Origin of the sequence: Paenirhodobacter populi (assembly GCF_004022215.1) — a bacterium.
Taxonomy (GTDB): Bacteria; Pseudomonadota; Alphaproteobacteria; order Rhodobacterales; family Rhodobacteraceae; genus Rhodobacter; species Rhodobacter populi.
Genome location: NZ_SAUZ01000009.1, coordinates 38,456 through 54,756, shown reverse-complemented (window position 1 = coordinate 54,756; position 16,301 = coordinate 38,456). Strand labels below are relative to the sequence as shown.

14 protein-coding genes and 2 pseudogenes are annotated in these 16,301 nt (G+C 66.1%); 8 read left to right on the top strand and 8 right to left on the bottom strand.

Going from position 1 to position 16,301, the window contains the following annotated elements; genetic code table 11:
- Positions 1–16 precede the first annotated feature (16 nt).
- Genes D2T30_RS08750 through D2T30_RS08735 form a run of 4 tightly spaced genes read right to left on the bottom strand, consistent with a single transcriptional unit; the run spans position 17 to position 3,276 of the window.
- A complete protein-coding gene (locus tag D2T30_RS08750) occupies positions 17–787 on the bottom strand; it encodes an amino acid ABC transporter ATP-binding protein (RefSeq protein WP_128208553.1) in 771 nt (256 codons plus the stop codon).
- Positions 784–1,641 carry an amino acid ABC transporter permease gene (locus D2T30_RS08745; RefSeq protein WP_128208552.1) on the bottom strand — a complete coding sequence of 286 codons (858 nt, stop codon included), beginning with the start codon at positions 1,639–1,641 and terminating at the stop codon, positions 784–786. Before D2T30_RS08745 ends, D2T30_RS08750 begins: the two co-directional genes overlap by 4 nt.
- Positions 1,641–2,459 carry an ABC transporter substrate-binding protein gene (locus D2T30_RS08740; RefSeq protein ID WP_128208551.1) on the bottom strand — a complete coding sequence of 273 codons (819 nt, stop codon included), beginning with the start codon at positions 2,457–2,459 and terminating at the stop codon, positions 1,641–1,643. The genes D2T30_RS08745 and D2T30_RS08740 overlap by 1 nt, the downstream gene beginning before the upstream one ends.
- Before the next feature lie 55 nt (positions 2,460–2,514).
- Entirely contained in the window at positions 2,515–3,276 is a 762-nt protein-coding gene (locus tag D2T30_RS08735; RefSeq protein WP_128208550.1) for a DUF1028 domain-containing protein, read from the bottom strand.
- Positions 3,277–3,612: 336 nt separating this feature from the next.
- On the opposite strand from D2T30_RS08735, the pseudogene D2T30_RS08730 reads away from it, so the two are divergent.
- A pseudogene (locus D2T30_RS08730) lies at positions 3,613–4,155 on the top strand (thiolase family protein); the annotation flags it as partial.
- Positions 4,145–4,246: pseudogene (locus D2T30_RS23575) on the top strand (electron transfer flavoprotein subunit beta/FixA family protein); the annotation flags it as partial. The pseudogenes D2T30_RS08730 and D2T30_RS23575, both read left to right, overlap by 11 nt.
- Before the next feature lie 39 nt (positions 4,247–4,285).
- On the opposite strand, the gene D2T30_RS08725 reads toward D2T30_RS23575, so the two are convergent.
- Positions 4,286–5,182 (bottom strand): LysR family transcriptional regulator, encoded by an 897-nt coding sequence (locus D2T30_RS08725; protein WP_128208549.1) that lies wholly within the window; start codon positions 5,180–5,182, stop codon positions 4,286–4,288.
- 94 nt (positions 5,183–5,276) lie between these two features.
- Here D2T30_RS08725 and D2T30_RS08720 point away from each other — a divergent pair, with 94 nt between their 5' ends.
- Positions 5,277–5,783, top strand: a complete 507-nt coding sequence (locus D2T30_RS08720; RefSeq protein WP_128208548.1) for an SRPBCC domain-containing protein — start codon at positions 5,277–5,279, stop codon at positions 5,781–5,783.
- A 39-nt stretch (positions 5,784–5,822) separates the two neighbouring features.
- On the top strand, positions 5,823–6,155 hold the full coding sequence (locus D2T30_RS08715) for a DUF1330 domain-containing protein (RefSeq protein WP_128208547.1): 333 nt from the start codon (positions 5,823–5,825) through the stop codon (positions 6,153–6,155).
- Between the two features lie 18 nt (positions 6,156–6,173).
- Here D2T30_RS08715 and D2T30_RS08710 read toward each other — a convergent pair whose 3' ends face one another.
- The 3 genes from D2T30_RS08710 to D2T30_RS08700 are packed head-to-tail and all read right to left on the bottom strand — an operon-like array spanning position 6,174 to position 10,407.
- Positions 6,174–7,340, bottom strand: a complete 1,167-nt coding sequence (locus D2T30_RS08710) for a M20 aminoacylase family protein (RefSeq protein WP_128208546.1) — start codon at positions 7,338–7,340, stop codon at positions 6,174–6,176.
- 16 nt (positions 7,341–7,356) lie between these two features.
- A complete protein-coding gene (gene argE / locus D2T30_RS08705) occupies positions 7,357–8,523 on the bottom strand; it encodes an acetylornithine deacetylase (RefSeq protein WP_128208545.1) in 1,167 nt (388 codons plus the stop codon).
- Positions 8,524–8,526: 3 nt separating this feature from the next.
- Complete coding sequence (locus D2T30_RS08700) at positions 8,527–10,407, bottom strand: ABC transporter ATP-binding protein (RefSeq protein WP_128208544.1); 1,881 nt, start codon at positions 10,405–10,407, stop codon at positions 8,527–8,529.
- A 321-nt stretch (positions 10,408–10,728) separates the two neighbouring features.
- Between D2T30_RS08700 and D2T30_RS08695 the strand changes: the two genes are divergently transcribed.
- The 4 genes from D2T30_RS08695 to D2T30_RS08680 all read left to right on the top strand — a co-directional run bounded on the left by D2T30_RS08695 (position 10,729) and on the right by D2T30_RS08680 (position 16,234).
- Positions 10,729–12,432 carry a peptide ABC transporter substrate-binding protein gene (locus D2T30_RS08695; RefSeq protein ID WP_128184689.1) on the top strand — a complete coding sequence of 568 codons (1,704 nt, stop codon included), beginning with the start codon at positions 10,729–10,731 and terminating at the stop codon, positions 12,430–12,432.
- Between the two features lie 69 nt (positions 12,433–12,501).
- Positions 12,502–13,509, top strand: a complete 1,008-nt coding sequence (locus D2T30_RS08690; RefSeq protein WP_128184687.1) for an ABC transporter permease — start codon at positions 12,502–12,504, stop codon at positions 13,507–13,509.
- Complete coding sequence (locus D2T30_RS08685) at positions 13,502–14,419, top strand: ABC transporter permease (protein ID WP_241560654.1); 918 nt, start codon at positions 13,502–13,504, stop codon at positions 14,417–14,419. Before D2T30_RS08690 ends, D2T30_RS08685 begins: the two co-directional genes overlap by 8 nt.
- Positions 14,420–14,440: 21 nt before the next feature.
- Positions 14,441–16,234: a M14 family metallopeptidase gene (locus D2T30_RS08680; RefSeq protein ID WP_206612892.1), complete on the top strand. Its 1,794-nt coding sequence runs from the start codon at positions 14,441–14,443 to the stop codon at positions 16,232–16,234.
- The last annotated feature ends 67 nt before the right edge of the window (positions 16,235–16,301 follow it).

Sequence of the window (16,301 nt, the reverse complement as noted above, 5' to 3'; positions counted from 1 at the left end):
GTCCCTCCGGAGAGGATCACTTGAGGACCTTGGAGATGAAATTCCGGGTGCGTTCCTCGCGCGGATCGGCCAGCACCTGCGTCGGGGCGCCGCACTCGACGATGCGGCCGGCATCCATGTAGACGACCGTGTCGGCCACTTCGCGCGCGAAGCCCAGCTCGTGCGTGACGACCATCATCGTCATGCCGCTGCGCGCAAGTTCCTGCATCACGGCGAGCACCTCGCCCACCAGTTCCGGGTCCAGCGCCGAGGTCGGTTCGTCGAACAGCATCAGCTTCGGCTTCATCGCCAGCGCCCGGGCGATGGCGACGCGCTGCTGCTGCCCGCCCGACAGCTCGGACGGGTAGTTGCCCGCCTTGTCCGCCAGTCCGACGCGCGCCAGCAGATCCATCGCCTCGGCGCGCACCTCGCGGGCGGGGCGGCCCTGCACCTGTATCGGGCCTTCCATGATGTTCTGCACCGCGGTCATGTGCGGGAACAGGTTGAAGCGCTGGAACACCATGCCGGTGGCGCGGCGCTGGCGGGCGATCTCCCTGTCGCTGAGCAGATGCAGGTGTTGTCCGACCTGACGCTTGCCCAGAAGCTCGCCGTCGAGCCAGATCGCCCCCGCGTCGATCGGATGGAGCTGGTTGACCGAGCGCAGCAGCGTCGTCTTGCCCGAACCCGACGCGCCGATCAGGCAGGTCACCTCGCCGGGCATGACGTCGAGCGATACGCCGTCGAGCGCCTGATAGCTGCCGAAGGTCTTGTCGACGTTGCGGATCGCAACCATGGGACGGATCGTCATTTCGCCCTCCTTGCCGTTCCGCGCGAGAAATGCCGTTCCAGCAGCATCTGCAGCGGCGTCAGGGCCGACACCACGATCAGATACCACAGCCCCGCCACGATCAGCAGCTCGATCACCCGCGAATTCGCAAAGTAGATGTTCTCGGCGCTGTGCAGCACCTCGGGATACTGGATGACACTGGCGAGCGAGGTGGTCTTGATCATCGAGATGAACTCGTTGCCAAGCGGCGGCAGCACCACCTTCATCGCCTGCGGCAGCACGATCCGGCGCAATGCGCGCATCCTGCTCATGCCGATGGCGCTGGCGGCGTCATGCTGGCCCTCGTCGACCGAGATGATGCCCGCGCGGATCACTTCGGAGGTATAGGCCCCCTGATTCAGCGACAGGCCCAGCAACGCGGCGACGAAGGGTGTCATGATGTCGACCGCGCGCCCTTCCCACAGCCCGGGAATGCCGATCGTCGGAAAGACCAGCGCGATGTTGAACCACAACAGCAGTTGCAGGATCAGCGGGGTGCCGCGGAACAGCCAGGTATAGCCCGCGGCGACCGAGACGAGGACCGGGTTGGACGACAGCCGCATGATCGCCACGATGATGCCCAGCACGATGCCAAGGAACATGGCCAGCACGGCCATGAACATGGTGTTGACGATACCGGCGAGGATCGCCTGCGCGGTGAAGAACTGGCCCACCACGGACCATTCGATCTGGCCGCGTGCGAAGGCCCGGACCAGAAGGCCCAGCAGGATGACGAGAATCCCCGCCGCCATCCAGCGGCCCCAATGGAGCCGCTTGGCGACGGGCTTGCCGTGCAGGTCGTCGTAGCCGGGGGCAAGTTTGCTGCGATCTGTCATCAGGGCGCCGCGTTGAGGAGCGGTTTCTCGACGGCATTCGCCGACAGGTCGTATTTCGCCAGGATCGCCCCATAGGTCCCATCGGCGATGAGCGCGCTCAGCGCCTCGGTGACGGCCTCACGCAGCTGCGTGTCCTCCTTGCGGAAGGCGATACCCTGATAGCCGACGGTGAAGGGCGCGCCCAGCATCCGGTAGAGGCCCGGCTCGTTCTCCATCGCATAGGGCAGGGTCTCGCTGCCCTGCACCACCGCGTCGAGCCGGCCCTGTTTCAACTGGTTGCGCGCGTCGATCGAATTCTCGGCCGGCACATAGTCGATGGCGGGCTTGCCGGCGGCGACGCAGTTCGCCTCGCTCCACTTTTTGATCTCGTCGGGGAAGGAGGTCGAGCGCGTGGTCCCCACCTTCTTGCCGCACAGGTCGGTCATCTCCGCGGCGGTGCTGTCGGCGCTGACAAGGAACTGTGCCCCGGTGGCCAGATAATCGACGAAATCCATCGTCTCGCGGCGCGAGGGACGATCGCTCAGCCCGCTGATGATGAAGTCGGAACGCCCGGTGGTCAGCGAGGTGATGAGCTGCGCGAAGGCGGTATCCGACCATTCGACCGTCAGCCCGAGCTTGTCGGCGATCGCGGTGCCCAGTTCGATGTCGAGGCCGGTCAGCTTGCCCGTGGCGACATCGACATATTCCATCGGCGCGTAGGTGCCGTTGACCGTCAGTTGCAGCGTGCCGCGTTCGGCGATGGCCTTGGGCAGGTCGGCGGCCTGCGCACCGATGGCCGCGAACACGGCAAGGCCGGTGGAGAGAAGAAGTTTTTTCATCTGTTTCCCTGTCGTCTGGTTTGTATTGTCAGGTCTTGCGGTCATTGGTCCCGGATCAGGGAGCGACGCTCCAGTCCCCGGGGTGGAGGGGAGAGGTGAAGCGGTCGGTCAGGCCCCGTTCGCGGATCCGTGCGAGGCTCGCGTCGAAGAGCGCGCGCTGCACCGGCACGTCATCGGGCGTCAGCGCCACCTTGCGCAGCGCCGCCTGCCGGTCGCCATAGGCGGTGAACAGCCTCCGCAGGTCGGCGATCGCCCGCCCGTCGGAAATGTCGATGCGCAGGTCATAGGCGTCGATGCCGGCCTCACCCGTCACCCGCAGCGCCGCGGACCGCAACGGCCCGAGGATTTCGCCACCGGCGACCTCGCCTGCCTCCAGCGCGCGCATCAGCCGCTCGGCGAGCGGCGCGTCCGGCGCCGCCTCGAAGGCCGCGGCCATCGCCTGGGTTACATTCTCATTGGCGAGGATATTGCCGAGCGCAAGGCAGTCCCGGCCGATGCTGTGGGTGTAGATCGAATACATCCGCTGCCCGTGGAAGGCCGCGCCCGGCCCCGCCGCATCGATCGCGCCCAACTGACGCCAGCCGATGTCGGCGATCGACCGGCTGACCTCGGCCACCGCCTCCTCCGCACTGCGTCCCTCGGCAAGCAGACTGATCCCGAGATCGCCCAGCCGGCTGTCGGTGCGGTGCTGGGACAGGAAGGCCCCCTTGCCGTGGCACAGCCGCACGCAGCGCGACCCGACGGCAAGATCGGAGGTGGTGATCGCCGCGCCAAAGGCGCCGGTCCGCGTATCCCGCGCGATGATCGAGAAAGTCATGGCCTGCCTCGCTGTTAGAAAACAGGATCAGGTCATCACAGGGCGGTGCCGGGTAAAAATAAAAATGTGCCGCCTTCGATAATCGGCGGTTATAGGCGAATGCCGGGAAGTGACGGAAAACCGGGGGTCTGGGCTGAAATCCGGTTGCCGGGCCCGAGGCCGCGGTGGAGTTTCCCGCGAGGCGATGCACAAGTCGGATATCCTCGGTGTGCGCCTCCTGCCTCCGGGCGAATGTGGTTGATCCTGTTGGCAAAAGGCGTTGCGCCGCCCGGTCGTCTCAGCCGGGTCGGCGCCTGAACCGTCGCAAACCCGGGCTCAGATCGTTGGGGAGTGTCGAACCGGCTGTGCGGCTCGGGGAAGGAGGCTGTGGCCGCGCCCGCGACAGGCGGAGGAGATGGATCTGACCCTCGGGGGCGGAGTGGAAAGCATGACCCGCGCCCCCTTCGTGATGCCCAAGACGGGCGCCGCATGGTCCCGCATGACACCACCATCGGCTGGCGTTTCATCAATCCACAGATGCAGACGCGCTACGGCACCGATTCCATGCCCGGGACGGCGCAGACTCTGGCCCGCGAGCATGCGATCAGCCGCGCCGATCAGGACAGTTTCGCGCTGCGTTCGCAGGCGTGGTCGGCGGCGGCACAGGCCAGCGGCCGGCTTGCCGGGGAAATATTGCCGGTGACGGTGCCGCTCGGCCGCGGCCGGGCGGCCGAGGTCGTGCAGGACGAACATCCCCGCGCGACCACGCTGGCGGAACTGGCGGGCCTTCGGCCGATCACTGCGGGCAATGCCAGCGGCGTGAATGACGGCACGGCGGCGCTGATCGTTGCCTCGGCCGCAGCGATCAGGGGTCATGGCCTGACCCCGGGTGCCCGACTACAATGTGAAGGCGCGCGTCAAGGCGGATGGAACGGGGATCGATCTGGCAAACGGCAAGATGTCGATGAACCCGTTCGATGAGATCGCGGTGCACGGCGAACCGCCGCCGGAGGCTTTGGCCCCGGGCTCCCTACCGCCGTCCGGCATAGGCACGCAGACCCTCGGCCAGATGGTCGAACAGCAGCCGCACCCGGCGGGTGTCGCGCAGATCCTCGTGCATGGCGAGCCACATCTCATATCCGAATTCCACGGTCTTGGGCAGCACCCGCACCAGTTCCGGCTCACCGGCCGCCAGCCCCAGATGGCAGGCGCCGATGCCGAAACCCGCCTTCACCGCCATGAGCTGCGCCACCGCGCTGTCGCAGCGAAAGGCGAAATCGTCCCGCGACAGGGCGTGCCCGCCGAAGGACAGGCCGGCGATCAGGGCTTCCTCCTGATCGATGCCGACGATCGGGTGGGAAAACAGCTCCTCCGCGCTCTGCGGCAGGCCATGGGTGGCCGCGTAACGGCGATGTGCGAAGAGCCCGATCCGGACGGCGCCCAGATGACGCGCGACGATGGCCTCCTGCGCCGGTCGGACCATGCGCACCGCGATATCGGCCTCGCGGCGCAGAAGGTTTTCGTTGCGGGTGGACAGAGACAGCTCGATCGTGATCGCCGGATGGCTTTCGCGGAAGGCGGCCAGCATCGGTGGCAGGATGAAGGTGCCGACGATGTCATTCGCCGTCAGGCGCACCGTGCCGCGCGGCGCGTTTCTCTCCCCCGATGCCGTGCGCAGCAGATTGTCCGCCGCCATCGCCATGGCCTGCGCCTCGGGCACCAGCGAGAGGGCAAGCTCCGTCGGGTTGAGACCGCCCCGCGACCGGGTGAAGAGCGCCGCCCCGAGCCCCGCCTCAAGCGCATCGACATGGCGTCCGACCGTTGGCTGGGTCAGCATCAGCGCCCGCGCGGCGCCCGAAAGGCTGCCTTCGGCCACCACGGCAAGGAAGCTGCGCCAGTGATCCCAGCTTTGCATCGCATCAGTCATACATTTCCGTATATCATCGCAAGAATATTCGTCAATTTCCGTTCTTCCGGCAGTGGACTATCTCTTTCGCAGGAAACACCCAGGGGGGAACCCGATGAGCATCCTGCTTGTAGCTACCGTCATCGTCGCCTGTGTCTTCGTCTTCGCCCCGCGCGCCGCGATCGTCACCGAGGTCGGGATCGACGCCCCGCCCGCGCAGGCGTGGGCGCTGCTCGGCGATCCCGAAAGCTATCGGGACTGGAACCCCTTCATCGTCTCATTGCAGGGCGAGCTGGCCGAGGGCGCGCGGCTTACCGCCACGATGCGGCCGCAGGCGGGCCGCGAGATGACCTTTCGCCCGACCGTCCTGAAGGTCGCGCCGGAACGGGAGCTGCGCTGGCGCGGCCGCCTGCTGCTGCCGCGCATTCTGGACGGCGAGCATTATTTCCTGCTCGAACAGCGCGACGGCGGCACCCGCCTTGTCCATGGCGAAAGGTTCCGGGGCCTGTTGCTCTGGTTCATCGACGCGCGGCAGTTCCGTGCCGATTTCGACAGGATGAACATGGCCTTGAAGGCAAGGCTCGAAATCGGAGCGGGGCAGGAAATCCGGGCGCCGATCTGACACCGGGGTTTTTCATCTGATCTTGCAAGGAGGATCACCATGACCAGCTATGCCGTCGCGCTTCTGCGCCATGTCGGGATGGGGCCCGATATCGTTGCCTATCTCGAAGCCATCGACGCCACGCTTGCGCCTTTCGGAGGCAGGTTCGTGATCCACGGCGGCGACAAGGAACATCTGGAAGGCGCGTGGGAAGGGGACCTGATCGTCATCGGCTTTCCCGACCGCGCGGCCGCCGGGCGATGGTATGCCTCGCCGGCCTATCAGGCGATCCTGCCGCTGCGCAGCCGTAATTCGCAGGGCGACGTCATCCTGATCGACGGGGTCGGGAGCGATCACCGCGCGACCGACATCCTTTCCCGTCAGGCGATGTGACGGGGCCGGTGACGCGGCTCAGCCTGCCGGCATGCGGGCTTCGGCCATGCCGGCAAGCCAGCTGCAGCCGAAGGGGATGGCCTCGTCGTCGAAGTCGTAACCGGCGTGATGCAGCGGGGCGGATTCGCCGTTGCCGAGGAAGATATAGGCGCCGGGCCGTTCGTTCAGCATGAAGCTGAAATCCTCGGCCGCCATGATCGGCGCGATGTCTTCGGCGACGGTGGCGGATATGCCGCGCGCGACCGCGACGGCATGGGCGGTCGCGTCGGTCTCGTTCACGGTGACGGGGCAGCCGCGGTCGTAGAGGAACTCGGCCTGCCCGCCGTGGGCCGCGGCGATGCTGGCCGCGACCTCGCCGATGCGGCGCTCGATCATGTCCTGCACCTCGGTATCGAGCGCGCGCACCGTGCCGCGCAGGCGCACCGTTCCGGGGATGACGTTGTGGGCGTCCGAGTCGGTGCGGAAGCTGGTGACCGAAACGACCGCCTGCGCCAGCGGATCGACGTTGCGCGCCACGATCGTCTGCAACCCCACCACGATCTGCGAGGCGATCAGCACCGGATCCACCGTCAGATGCGGGCGGCCCGCATGACCGCCGTGACCCGTCACCACGATGTCGAACTTGTCGGCGCTGGCCATCAGGGATCCGGCGCGGATCGCGAAACCGCCGACCGGATAGCCCGGCATGTTGTGCAGGCCATAGACCTCCTGCACGCCGAAACGGTCCAGCACGCCGTCCTGCACCATCGCTCTGGCGCCGCGCCCGCCTTCCTCGGCGGGCTGGAACATGACCACCACAGTTCCGTCGAAATTGCGGGTCTCGGCCAGATAGCGCGCGGCGCCAAGCAGCATCGAGGTATGCCCGTCATGGCCGCAGGCGTGCATCACCCCCGCGGTTTTCGAGGCATAGTCGCGCCCCGTCGCCTCAAGGATCGGCAGCGCATCCATATCGGCGCGCAGGCCGATCACCCGGCCCGATCCGGTCTGCCGGCCACGGATCACACCGACGACGCCGGTGCGGCCGATGCCCTCGACCACCTCGTCGCAGCCGAATTCGCGCAAGAGCCGCGCGACCGTCCCGGCCGTCCGGTGCACCTCATACAGCAGTTCGGGATGTTCGTGGAAATCGTGCCGCCATGCGGTGATGTCGGGCAGCAGTTCGGCGAAACGGTTCTTGACGGGCATGGCGGTAGTCTTTCGGTCAGTCGGTCAGGCTTCGGACGGCGCGTTGCAGCATGTCCCACCCGGCATTGAATTGTGCGATCTCGATATATTCGTCGGGCTTGTGGGCCTGTGCGATATTGCCCGGCCCGCAGACGATGGCGGACCAGCCGTGGTGCTGGAAATGGCCGGCCTCGGTGCCATAGCTGACGACCTCGCAGCTGTTGCGGCCGGTCAGGGCCTTGGCGAGGGTTTCGGCCGCGCCGCCATGTTCCGGCGCAAGGGGCGGCACGGTGAACACCTGTTCCATCGTGATGTCGGCGGCGGGGGACACGGCCTGCATCTGCGTGCGCAGGTCATCGACGAATTCGGTCAGGGCGGCGTTCCATGCCCGGTAATCCTCATCCGGAACGACGCGGAAGCTGATATCCAGCCAGCAGTCGCCCGCCGTGATGTTATGGGCGGTGCCGCCGCGGATCATGCCGGTATGCACCGTCGTCCAATGCGGCACGAAGCCCTCGGACAGCGGGCCGGGCGGCCGGGCGCTGTTCTGCGCGTTCATCCGGTTCGCCCAGTCGACGATCTTCGCCGCCTCCATCACCGCGCTGACGCCCGTGTGCATGATCGAGGAATGCACCTCGACCCCCTTCACATGGATGTGGAAGGAGCTGCCGCCCTTGTGCCCGTCGATCACCTGCAACAGGCTGGGCTCGCCGACGATCACCGCCCCGGGTTTGGGCAGCAGGCGGGCCATTTCCGCGACCATCGGCACGCAGCCGGTGCAGCCGACCTCTTCGTCATAGGACAGCGCCAGATAAAGGGGCCGTCTGACGCCCGATCTGTGCGCCAGAACCGTCGCGGCGATGGCAAGGGCGTCGAACCCCTTCATGTCCGCCGCGCCACGCCCGTAAAGGCGGCCATCCCGTTCCGTCAGCTCGAACGGCGGGCAGACCGTCCAGTCCTGCCCGTCGACCGGCACCACATCGGTATGACCCGAAAGGGCGATGCCGCCCTCGACCGCCGGTCCCGCCACGGCATAAAGGCTGGCCTTGTCGCCTTCGTCATTCGGCACGCGGTGGCATTCGATACCCCAGCCCGTCAGATAGTCCTCGACCCAGTCGATCAGCGGCAGGTTGCTGTCGCGGCTGACGGTGGGAAAGGACACGAGTTTTTCGAGGATCTCCCTCGGAGACAGTTCCACGGGCATTCTTCAGAGGTCTTTCAATACGAAATGATCCGGCTCCACCTCGTCGTAGACCGACATCGGCGGGACATGGCCGACCGGATAGATCGGCGAGGGGATGGGTTTGTATTCGACCTCGCCGCGCAGCACGCGGCGGGACGGATCGGCGATCGGCACCGCCGACAGCAGCGCGCGCGTATAGGGATGGCGGGGGTTCCCGAACACCTTGGCGCGCGGCCCGATTTCGACGATGCGGCCCAGATACATGACGGCGACATGATGGCTGATGCGCTCGACCACCGCCATGTCATGGCTGATGAACAGGAAGGACAGGCCCAGATCCGCCTGCAATTCCATCATCAGGTTCAGCACCTGCGCCTGCACCGAAACATCCAGCGCCGAGACCGCCTCATCCGCGACGATCAGCTTGGGGTTGAGCGCGAGCGCGCGGGCGATGGCGATGCGCTGGCGCTGACCGCCGGAAAGTTCATGCGGATAGCGGCGCATGAAGCCGCGCGGCAGCTCCACCCGGTCGAACAGTTCCGCCACCCGCGTCTGAAGCGCATTGCCCGAACAGATGTCGTAGTTGCGCAGGGGTTCCGCCACCTGATCGAACAGCCGCATCTGCGGATTGAGGCTGGCGAAGGGATCCTGAAACACCATCTGCATGTCGCGGCGGGCGTGATGGACCTCGGCCTCGGTCATCATCAGCACGTCCTTGCCGTCGAGCCAGACCTGACCCGACTCGGGCGGCACCAACCGCATGAGCGATCGCCCGCAGGTGGATTTCCCGCAACCCGATTCCCCGACGAGGCTGAGCGTCTGCCCCTTGCGCAGGCTGAAGCTGACATCCTCGACCGCATGGACATTGGCGACGGTCTTGCGCGTCAGCCCGCGTTTCACCGCAAATCGGGTGGTCAGATGCTTGACATCGAGCAGGACCTGCGCCGCCGCCTCGGCCACCGGATCGCGCGGGCGCGCCGGCGGAGAGATGTCCTTGCCGCTGGTGCGGTCCAGAAGGCGCATCGGTTCGGGCGCGTCCTTGCCCTTCATCTCGCCCAGACGGGGGACGGCGGCCAGAAGGGCGCGGGTATAGGGATGCTTCGGCGCGGCGAAGATCTCGGCCACCGGGCCTTCCTCGACCTTGTTGCCGCGGAACATGACGACGACGCGATCGGCCATCTGCGCCACCACCGCCATGTCATGGGTGATGAACATCACCGCAGTGTTCTTTTCACGCTTCAACTGGTCGATCAGCGACAGGATCTCGGCCTGAATGGTGACGTCGAGCGCGGTCGTCGGCTCGTCGCAGATCAGCAGCCGCGGTTCGCAGGCCATCGCCATGGCGATGACGATCCGCTGCCGCATGCCGCCCGACAGTTCATGCGGATATTGCTGCAACCGGCGTTCGGGTTCGTTGATCCGCACCAGCCGCAGCAGTTCCAGCGCCCGCGCCTCGGCCTGCGCGCGGTTCATGCCCCGGTGGACGCGCAGCCCCTCGGTCAATTGCCGGCCGACGGTGAAGACGGGGTTGAGCGAGGTCATCGGCTCCTGAAAGATCATGCCGATCTCGTTGCCGCGGATGCTGCGCATGGTGTTCTGGTCGGCCTTGGCGATGTCGATCTCGCTGCCGTCGCCGCGCTCGAACAGCAGCCGGCCGCCGGCGATCTCGCCCCCGCCGAATTCGACCAGCCGCATCAGCGACAGCGACGACACCGACTTGCCCGAGCCGCTTTCCCCGACCACGCAGACGCATTCGCCCGGCGCGATGGAAAAGCTGACATCCTCGACCCCAAGGACCGGCCCGTCATGGGTCTGGAACTGCACCCGCAGATGTTCGATCGAAACCAGCGCATCCCCTGCCGCGGGGGAAGGGGAGGTCGGCGGTTTGCCCGGCGTGTCGAACATCTGGTCTTCCTGTCTGATGCGCGTCGGATTTCCGCAAGCCGTCCGGCGCGCATCCGGATGGGCTGTTTTGGGTAGGCTAAGGAGGATATGGCCCAAAAGTCAAACATCGCGCGGGACAACTGCCAATGAATCAGGCAAAGTGCGCCTAATCATGCGCCAAATCTTCGGGCGCTTGCCTTTTTTGTCCGCTTGGTTTGAATTTTCCCGGAATTTACCGTGTCGACGGTGATTCATCATATCCACCGTGGATGCGGTCGGACATTCAGGATGCAGGTCAGTTGCACACAGAATGCGCGGCCTTATTTCAACAAGGAGACTGGAATGACCTGGAAGACACTTCTGTTGGGCGCGACCGCGTCGCTTGCTTTCGCACAGGTTGCGCAAGCCGAGCGCGGCTCCGACGGCGAGGTTCGGGTGATCTATTATCAGGCGCCCTCGATCCTCAATCCCTATCTGTCGGCGGGCACCAAGGACGAAGAAGCTTCCTCGCTCATCCTTGAACCGCTGATCCGCTTCAACCCGGCGGGCGAGATGGTGCCGTGGCTGGTGACCGAGATCCCGACGCTGGAAAACGGCGGCGTCGCGGAGGACATGAAGTCCATCACCTACAAGCTGAAGCCCGATCTGAAATGGTCGGACGGCACGCCCGTCACCGCCGAGGACGTGGTTTTCACCTATGAATACTGCACCGCGCCGGGCGGCGGCTGCGCGCAGGCCTCGATCTACGAGGGGATCGACAAGGTGGAGGCCGTCGATGCCTCGACCGTCAGGATCCTGTTCACCGAGCCGAAGCCCGTGCCCTATGTGGCGTTCGCGGGCGCGCAGGGGCCGATCCTGCAAAAGCAGCAATTCGCCGATTGCCTTGGCGAAAAGGCCCCGACCTGCACCCAGCAGAACTTCAATCCGATCGGCACCGGCCCGTTCAAGGTCGACGAATTCCGCCCGAACGACGTCATTACCCTGTCGGCCAATCCGAACTACCGCGACCCGGCGAAGCCCGCCTTTGCCAAGATGACGCTGAAAGGCGGCGGCGACGCGGCCTCGGCGGCGCGTTCGGTTCTGGAAACCGGCGAATTCGACTACGCCTGGAACACCCAGCTTGCCCCCGAGGTGCTGGACGAGATGCTCAAGGGCGGCAAGGGCCGCATGGTCTTTGCCTTCGGCTCGCTGGTGGAACGGCTCGAGATCAACCTGACCGACGCTTCGCCCTCGCTGCCTGCCGACGAACGGGGAACGGTGAAGCATCCGCATCCGATCCTGACCGACATCAAGGTGCGTCAGGCGCTGTCCATGGCGATCGACCGGGCGCTGCTGGCCGAGGTGGGCTATGGCGATGCCGGCAAGCCGACCTGCAACCTCGTCCCCGCGCCGGCGGCCTATGCGGACGACACCAACACCGGCTGCCTGACGCAGGACATCGAGGGGGCGAAGGCGCTGCTCGAGGAAGCCGGCTGGACCGTGGGCGCCGGCGGCGTGCGCGAAAAGGACGGCAAAAAGCTCAGCCTGCTGTTCCAGACCTCGACCAATGCCGTGCGTCAGGATTTCCAGTCGATCATCAAGGAATGGTGGAACGAGATCGGCGTGCAGACGGAACTGAAGAACGTCGACGGCTCGGTCTTCTTCGGCAGCGATCCCGGTTCGCCCGACACCTTCCCCAAGTTCTGGGCGGATGTCGAGATGTATGCGAACAACTTCAACGGCGCCGACCCCGAGGCCTATCTGGCCGAGCGCATCTGTTCCAAGATCCCCAGCCCGCAGACGCAGTGGCAGGGCCAGAACGTCGGCCGTTTCTGCGTGCCGGAATATGACGATCTGGCGGTCCAGCTCGGCCAGACGGGCGATCTGGAAAAGCGCGGCGAAATCGCGCGCAAGATGAACGACATGCTGACCCGCGACAGCATGACGATCCTGCCGCTGGTGTATCGCGGCACGCTGTCGGCGGCCTCGAACACGCTCGGCGGTGTCGACATCAACGCCTGGGACAGCCAGCTGTGGAACGTCGCCGACTGGTATCGCGAGAAGTAAGACCGCCCGCCAGCATCCACCGGCTCCGGCATCCGCCGGGGCCGGCCACCCGTCACAACCGGGAATGACATGTTCCACTACACAATCCGAAGGCTGCTGATCGCGATCCCGACGCTGCTGATCATCAGCCTGATCATTTTCCTGCTGCTCGACCTCGCCCCCGGCGATCCGATGGCGCAGATGCCGCTGACCGTGCCGCCCGAGGTCAAGGAACGGATGCGGCAGGCGCTTGGCCTCGATCAGCCGCTGCTCGTGCGCTATTTCCTCTGGATCAAGCAGTTCTTCTGGATCGAGCCGCTCAACGTCCTCGACAGCCTGTTCGGCTGGAATCTGGTGGGTGATGCGCAGCGGATCATCTCATGGCAGACCCGGTCGCCGGTGGCCGACATCATCGCGCAGCGCCTGCCGCAGACGCTCTGGGTGGTCGGGCTCGCCTATGTCATCGGGGTGCTGATCGCGCTGCCGATCGGGATCATTTCCGCCTATCGCCAATACAGCTGGTTCGACCAGATCGGCACCTTCGTGTCGATGATCGGCTTTTCGGTGCCGACCTTCTTCACCGGCGTGGTGCTGATCATCCTGTTCTCGGTCAAGCTGCAATGGTTCCCGTCGATCTACGACACCACGCTCGTCGTCGACGACTGGGACAGCCTGATGAAGCAGATCCGGCAGATGGTGCTGCCGGTCATGGTGCTGGCGCTGTTCAACGCCAGCCAGATCAGCCGGTTCATGCGGGCCTCGATGCTCGACAACCTGCGGCAGGATTACGTGCGCACCGCCCGCGCCAAGGGCCTGTCGGAAAAGGTCGTGGTGCTGGTCCATGTGCTGCGCAATTCGATGATCCCGGTGATCACCGTCATCGCGCTTGGCGTGCCGACGATCTTCGGCGGCGCCATCATCACCGAGCAGGTGTTCAAGGTGAACGGCATCGGGCAACTGCTGATCTCGGCCATTCAGGCGAATGACGTGCCGATGGTGCAGACGCTGACCTTCATCTTTGCTGTGCTGATCGTCCTGTTCAACCTGATCGCGGATGTCCTTTACGGCATCCTCGACCCGAGGATCCGCTATGACTGAAGCGACCGTGACCGTTTCCGAAATCAGTGAGGCGCCCTCCAGCCAGTGGCGCGACGTCTGGCGGCAGTTCCGCCACCACAAGGGGGCGATGTTCGGGCTGGTGGTCTTTACGGTGATCCTGCTCGCGGTGATCTTCGGCCCGTATCTGTGGCAGATCGACCCGACGCAGGTGAACATGCGGATGCGCAATCAGGGCATGTCCGCCGCCCATCCCTTCGGCACCGACCAACTGGGGCGCGACCTGCTGGCGCGGCTTCTGGCCGGGGGGCGGGTGTCCCTCGCGGTCGGTATGCTGGCGATGCTGCTGTCGCTGGTTCTGGGCACCTTCGTCGGCGTCTGCGCGGGCTATTCGCGCCGGCTCGACGGGCTCTTGATGCGGGTCACCGATCTGTTCCTTGCGTTGCCGCTTCTGCCGCTGCTGCTGGTGATGGTGATGCTGTTCCGCGAAACGCTCTCGCGCGCCTTCGGGCCGGAAACCGGCGTGTTCATCCTGATCGTCATCGCCATCGGCGTGACAAGCTGGATGCACACGGCGCGGATCGTGCGCGGCGACGTGCTGACGCTGAAGGAGCGGGAATTCATGCTGGCGGCGCGCTCGATCGGGACCAAGCCCTCCAAGATGGTCTGGCGGCATATCCTGCCCAACGTCCTGTCGCCGATCCTCGTTTCGGCGACACTGGGCATCGCCAGCGCGATCATCACCGAAAGCTCGCTGTCGTTCCTCGGGCTCGGCTTTCCGCCGGACTTCCCGACATGGGGGCGGCTGCTGTTCGATGCGGTCGACCAGATCCAGCTTTATCCGATCCGGGTGATCCTGCCGGGGGTGGCGATCTCGCTGACGGTGCTGTCGGTCAACTATATCGGCGACGGGCTGCGCGATGCGCTGGACCCGCGGATCCGCGGCCGGTAGCGGGCCGCGCGGGCGCCGGGCATGGGGCAGGGGATCTTCAGCTTCCGTCCGGCGCGCACGCTCGACCGGATCGTGGCGCGGCTGACGCGGCAGCCGCCCGCCGGTGAGGTGAGCTTCTGGACCTTTGACGATCAGGCGGCCCGCCGTGCCGCGCAGGCGCTTCTGGCCGCGCGGGGCATCCGGGCGCGGTTCCGCTCGGCCTACAAGCCGCTCGTGACCTTCTTCCGCGAAGAGGTGGCCCCCGGATTCACCGCCGTCAGCATCGGCTATCCCGTCCATCCGGCGGCATCGCCCCGCCGGTTCCTGCTGGAAGCCTATCCGCTGCCCGCGCTCCTGTCCCCGGTGCCCGTCGATTTCGCGCCCGCCCCGCAGGACGATCACTACACCGTCAGCCTGACCTATCCCGACCGGATCCAGCAGCACCGCGTCCTTGCCCCCAACCGCCTGCGCAGGGATGCGACGGGCGCGCCGCAATGGTCGCCCTGCGGCTGGATCCGGTGCGAGGATCCGGCCCTCTCCCGCCCGCTGCGGACCGATTACGAACGGATCTTCGACGCCGCCCTGAATGCCGTCGCCCGCCGCGACTGGGGCGCGCAGGAGCCGTTTTTCGAGGAACTCAACCTCGCCGTCACCCTGCCCGCGCGGGACGAGCCTCTGGGTCATGGGGATGAGGTGCTGAGCCTGTCCGAGGCGATGCACGAGGATCTCTATTTCTCGCTTCTGGAATATTTCGGCCATCTCACCGGGCGCGCGGCGGGGGACAGGCGCCTGCGGCCCGGGCAGATCGTGCCCGAATTGCGGCGGGGCCAGCCGGGGCTGAAGATTTCCCTGCGGCCATGGTCGCGGCGGGACCGCGACGATGCGGGCGATCAGCAGGCGGGAACGGATGAGGCCGCCCTTGCCGCCGTCACCCGCGCCCCGTCCGTCACCCGGATCGGGCGCATTCTGGAGGCGATCGGCGGGGATGAGTTCACCGCGCGGTCCGGGGCGGGGCGGATCGTGCGGGCGCGCCATGTGCAGGGGCGCGGCGCGCCGGTGATGATCACGGCCGGGCAGCACGCGAACGAAACGACGCCGGTCATGGGGGCGCTCAGGGCGGCGATGCGGCTGCGCCGGGAGGGGGCGCATTTCACCATATCGCCCCTCGAAAACCCCGACGGCTATGCCCTGCACGGCCGTTTAGTCAGGGAAAATCCCCGCCACATGCACCACGCCGCGCGCTATACCGTCCACGGGGACGATTTCGCCCATCGGGATGCGTCGGTCCCCGGCGAGGAGCTGGACATCCGGCGGCAGGCCCTGGCCCGCACGGGTGCGGGGCTGCATATCGACCTGCACGGCTATCCCGCGCATGAATGGACAAGGCCGCTGTCGGGCTATGTGCCGCGCGGTTTCGCGCAATGGACGATCCCGAAGGGCCTCTTCCTGCTCCTCCGGCACCACGCCGGCTGGGGCTATACCGCGTCGGCCCTGCTCGGTCATGTGACGGGGGAACTTGCACGGTTTCCCGACCTCGTCGCCTTCAACGAGGCCCAGCTTCGCTGGTATCGCGTGCATGCCGAAGACATGGGATGCCTCTGGCTCAACGGCTTCGCCTGTTTCGTGACAGAGGATGACCACTGCGCGACGCCCATGCGGCTGACGGCGGAATATCCCGATGAAACCCTGCAGGGCGCCGCCTATGTCGCCGGCCACGAGGCGCAGATGCGTCTGGTGCTGGCGGCGCACCGGGCCTGGCAGGTCGTCGCGCCATCTTCGCCCCAGCCGTTCGTGGCCGTGAACACCGCCAGCGACGCCTCGATCGCAAGTCTGTAGGCTGCACGAATGGTGACATGATCGCCATCCGTGCAGGCCGGACTGCGCCCGAAAGGACGCCGCATGC

Coding starts and splice junctions, on each gene's coding strand:
- argE (WP_128208545.1), bottom strand. CDS start 8,523: ATGCCCGTGGAACTGTCTCCGAGGGAGATCCTCGAAAAACTCGTGTCC.
- D2T30_RS08690 (WP_128184687.1), top strand. CDS start 12,502: ATGTTCCACTACACAATCCGAAGGCTGCTGATCGCGATCCCGACGCTG.
- D2T30_RS08695 (WP_128184689.1), top strand. CDS start 10,729: ATGACCTGGAAGACACTTCTGTTGGGCGCGACCGCGTCGCTTGCTTTC.
- D2T30_RS08720 (WP_128208548.1), top strand. CDS start 5,277: ATGAGCATCCTGCTTGTAGCTACCGTCATCGTCGCCTGTGTCTTCGTC.
- D2T30_RS08715 (WP_128208547.1), top strand. CDS start 5,823: ATGACCAGCTATGCCGTCGCGCTTCTGCGCCATGTCGGGATGGGGCCC.
- D2T30_RS08700 (WP_128208544.1), bottom strand. CDS start 10,407: ATGTTCGACACGCCGGGCAAACCGCCGACCTCCCCTTCCCCCGCGGCA.
- D2T30_RS08740 (WP_128208551.1), bottom strand. CDS start 2,459: ATGAAAAAACTTCTTCTCTCCACCGGCCTTGCCGTGTTCGCGGCCATC.
- D2T30_RS08685 (WP_241560654.1), top strand. CDS start 13,502: ATGACTGAAGCGACCGTGACCGTTTCCGAAATCAGTGAGGCGCCCTCC.
- D2T30_RS08735 (WP_128208550.1), bottom strand. CDS start 3,276: ATGACTTTCTCGATCATCGCGCGGGATACGCGGACCGGCGCCTTTGGC.
- D2T30_RS08750 (WP_128208553.1), bottom strand. CDS start 787: ATGACGATCCGTCCCATGGTTGCGATCCGCAACGTCGACAAGACCTTC.
- D2T30_RS08745 (WP_128208552.1), bottom strand. CDS start 1,641: ATGACAGATCGCAGCAAACTTGCCCCCGGCTACGACGACCTGCACGGC.
- D2T30_RS08725 (WP_128208549.1), bottom strand. CDS start 5,182: ATGACTGATGCGATGCAAAGCTGGGATCACTGGCGCAGCTTCCTTGCC.
- D2T30_RS08680 (WP_206612892.1), top strand. CDS start 14,441: ATGGGGCAGGGGATCTTCAGCTTCCGTCCGGCGCGCACGCTCGACCGG.
- D2T30_RS08710 (WP_128208546.1), bottom strand. CDS start 7,340: ATGCCCGTCAAGAACCGTTTCGCCGAACTGCTGCCCGACATCACCGCA.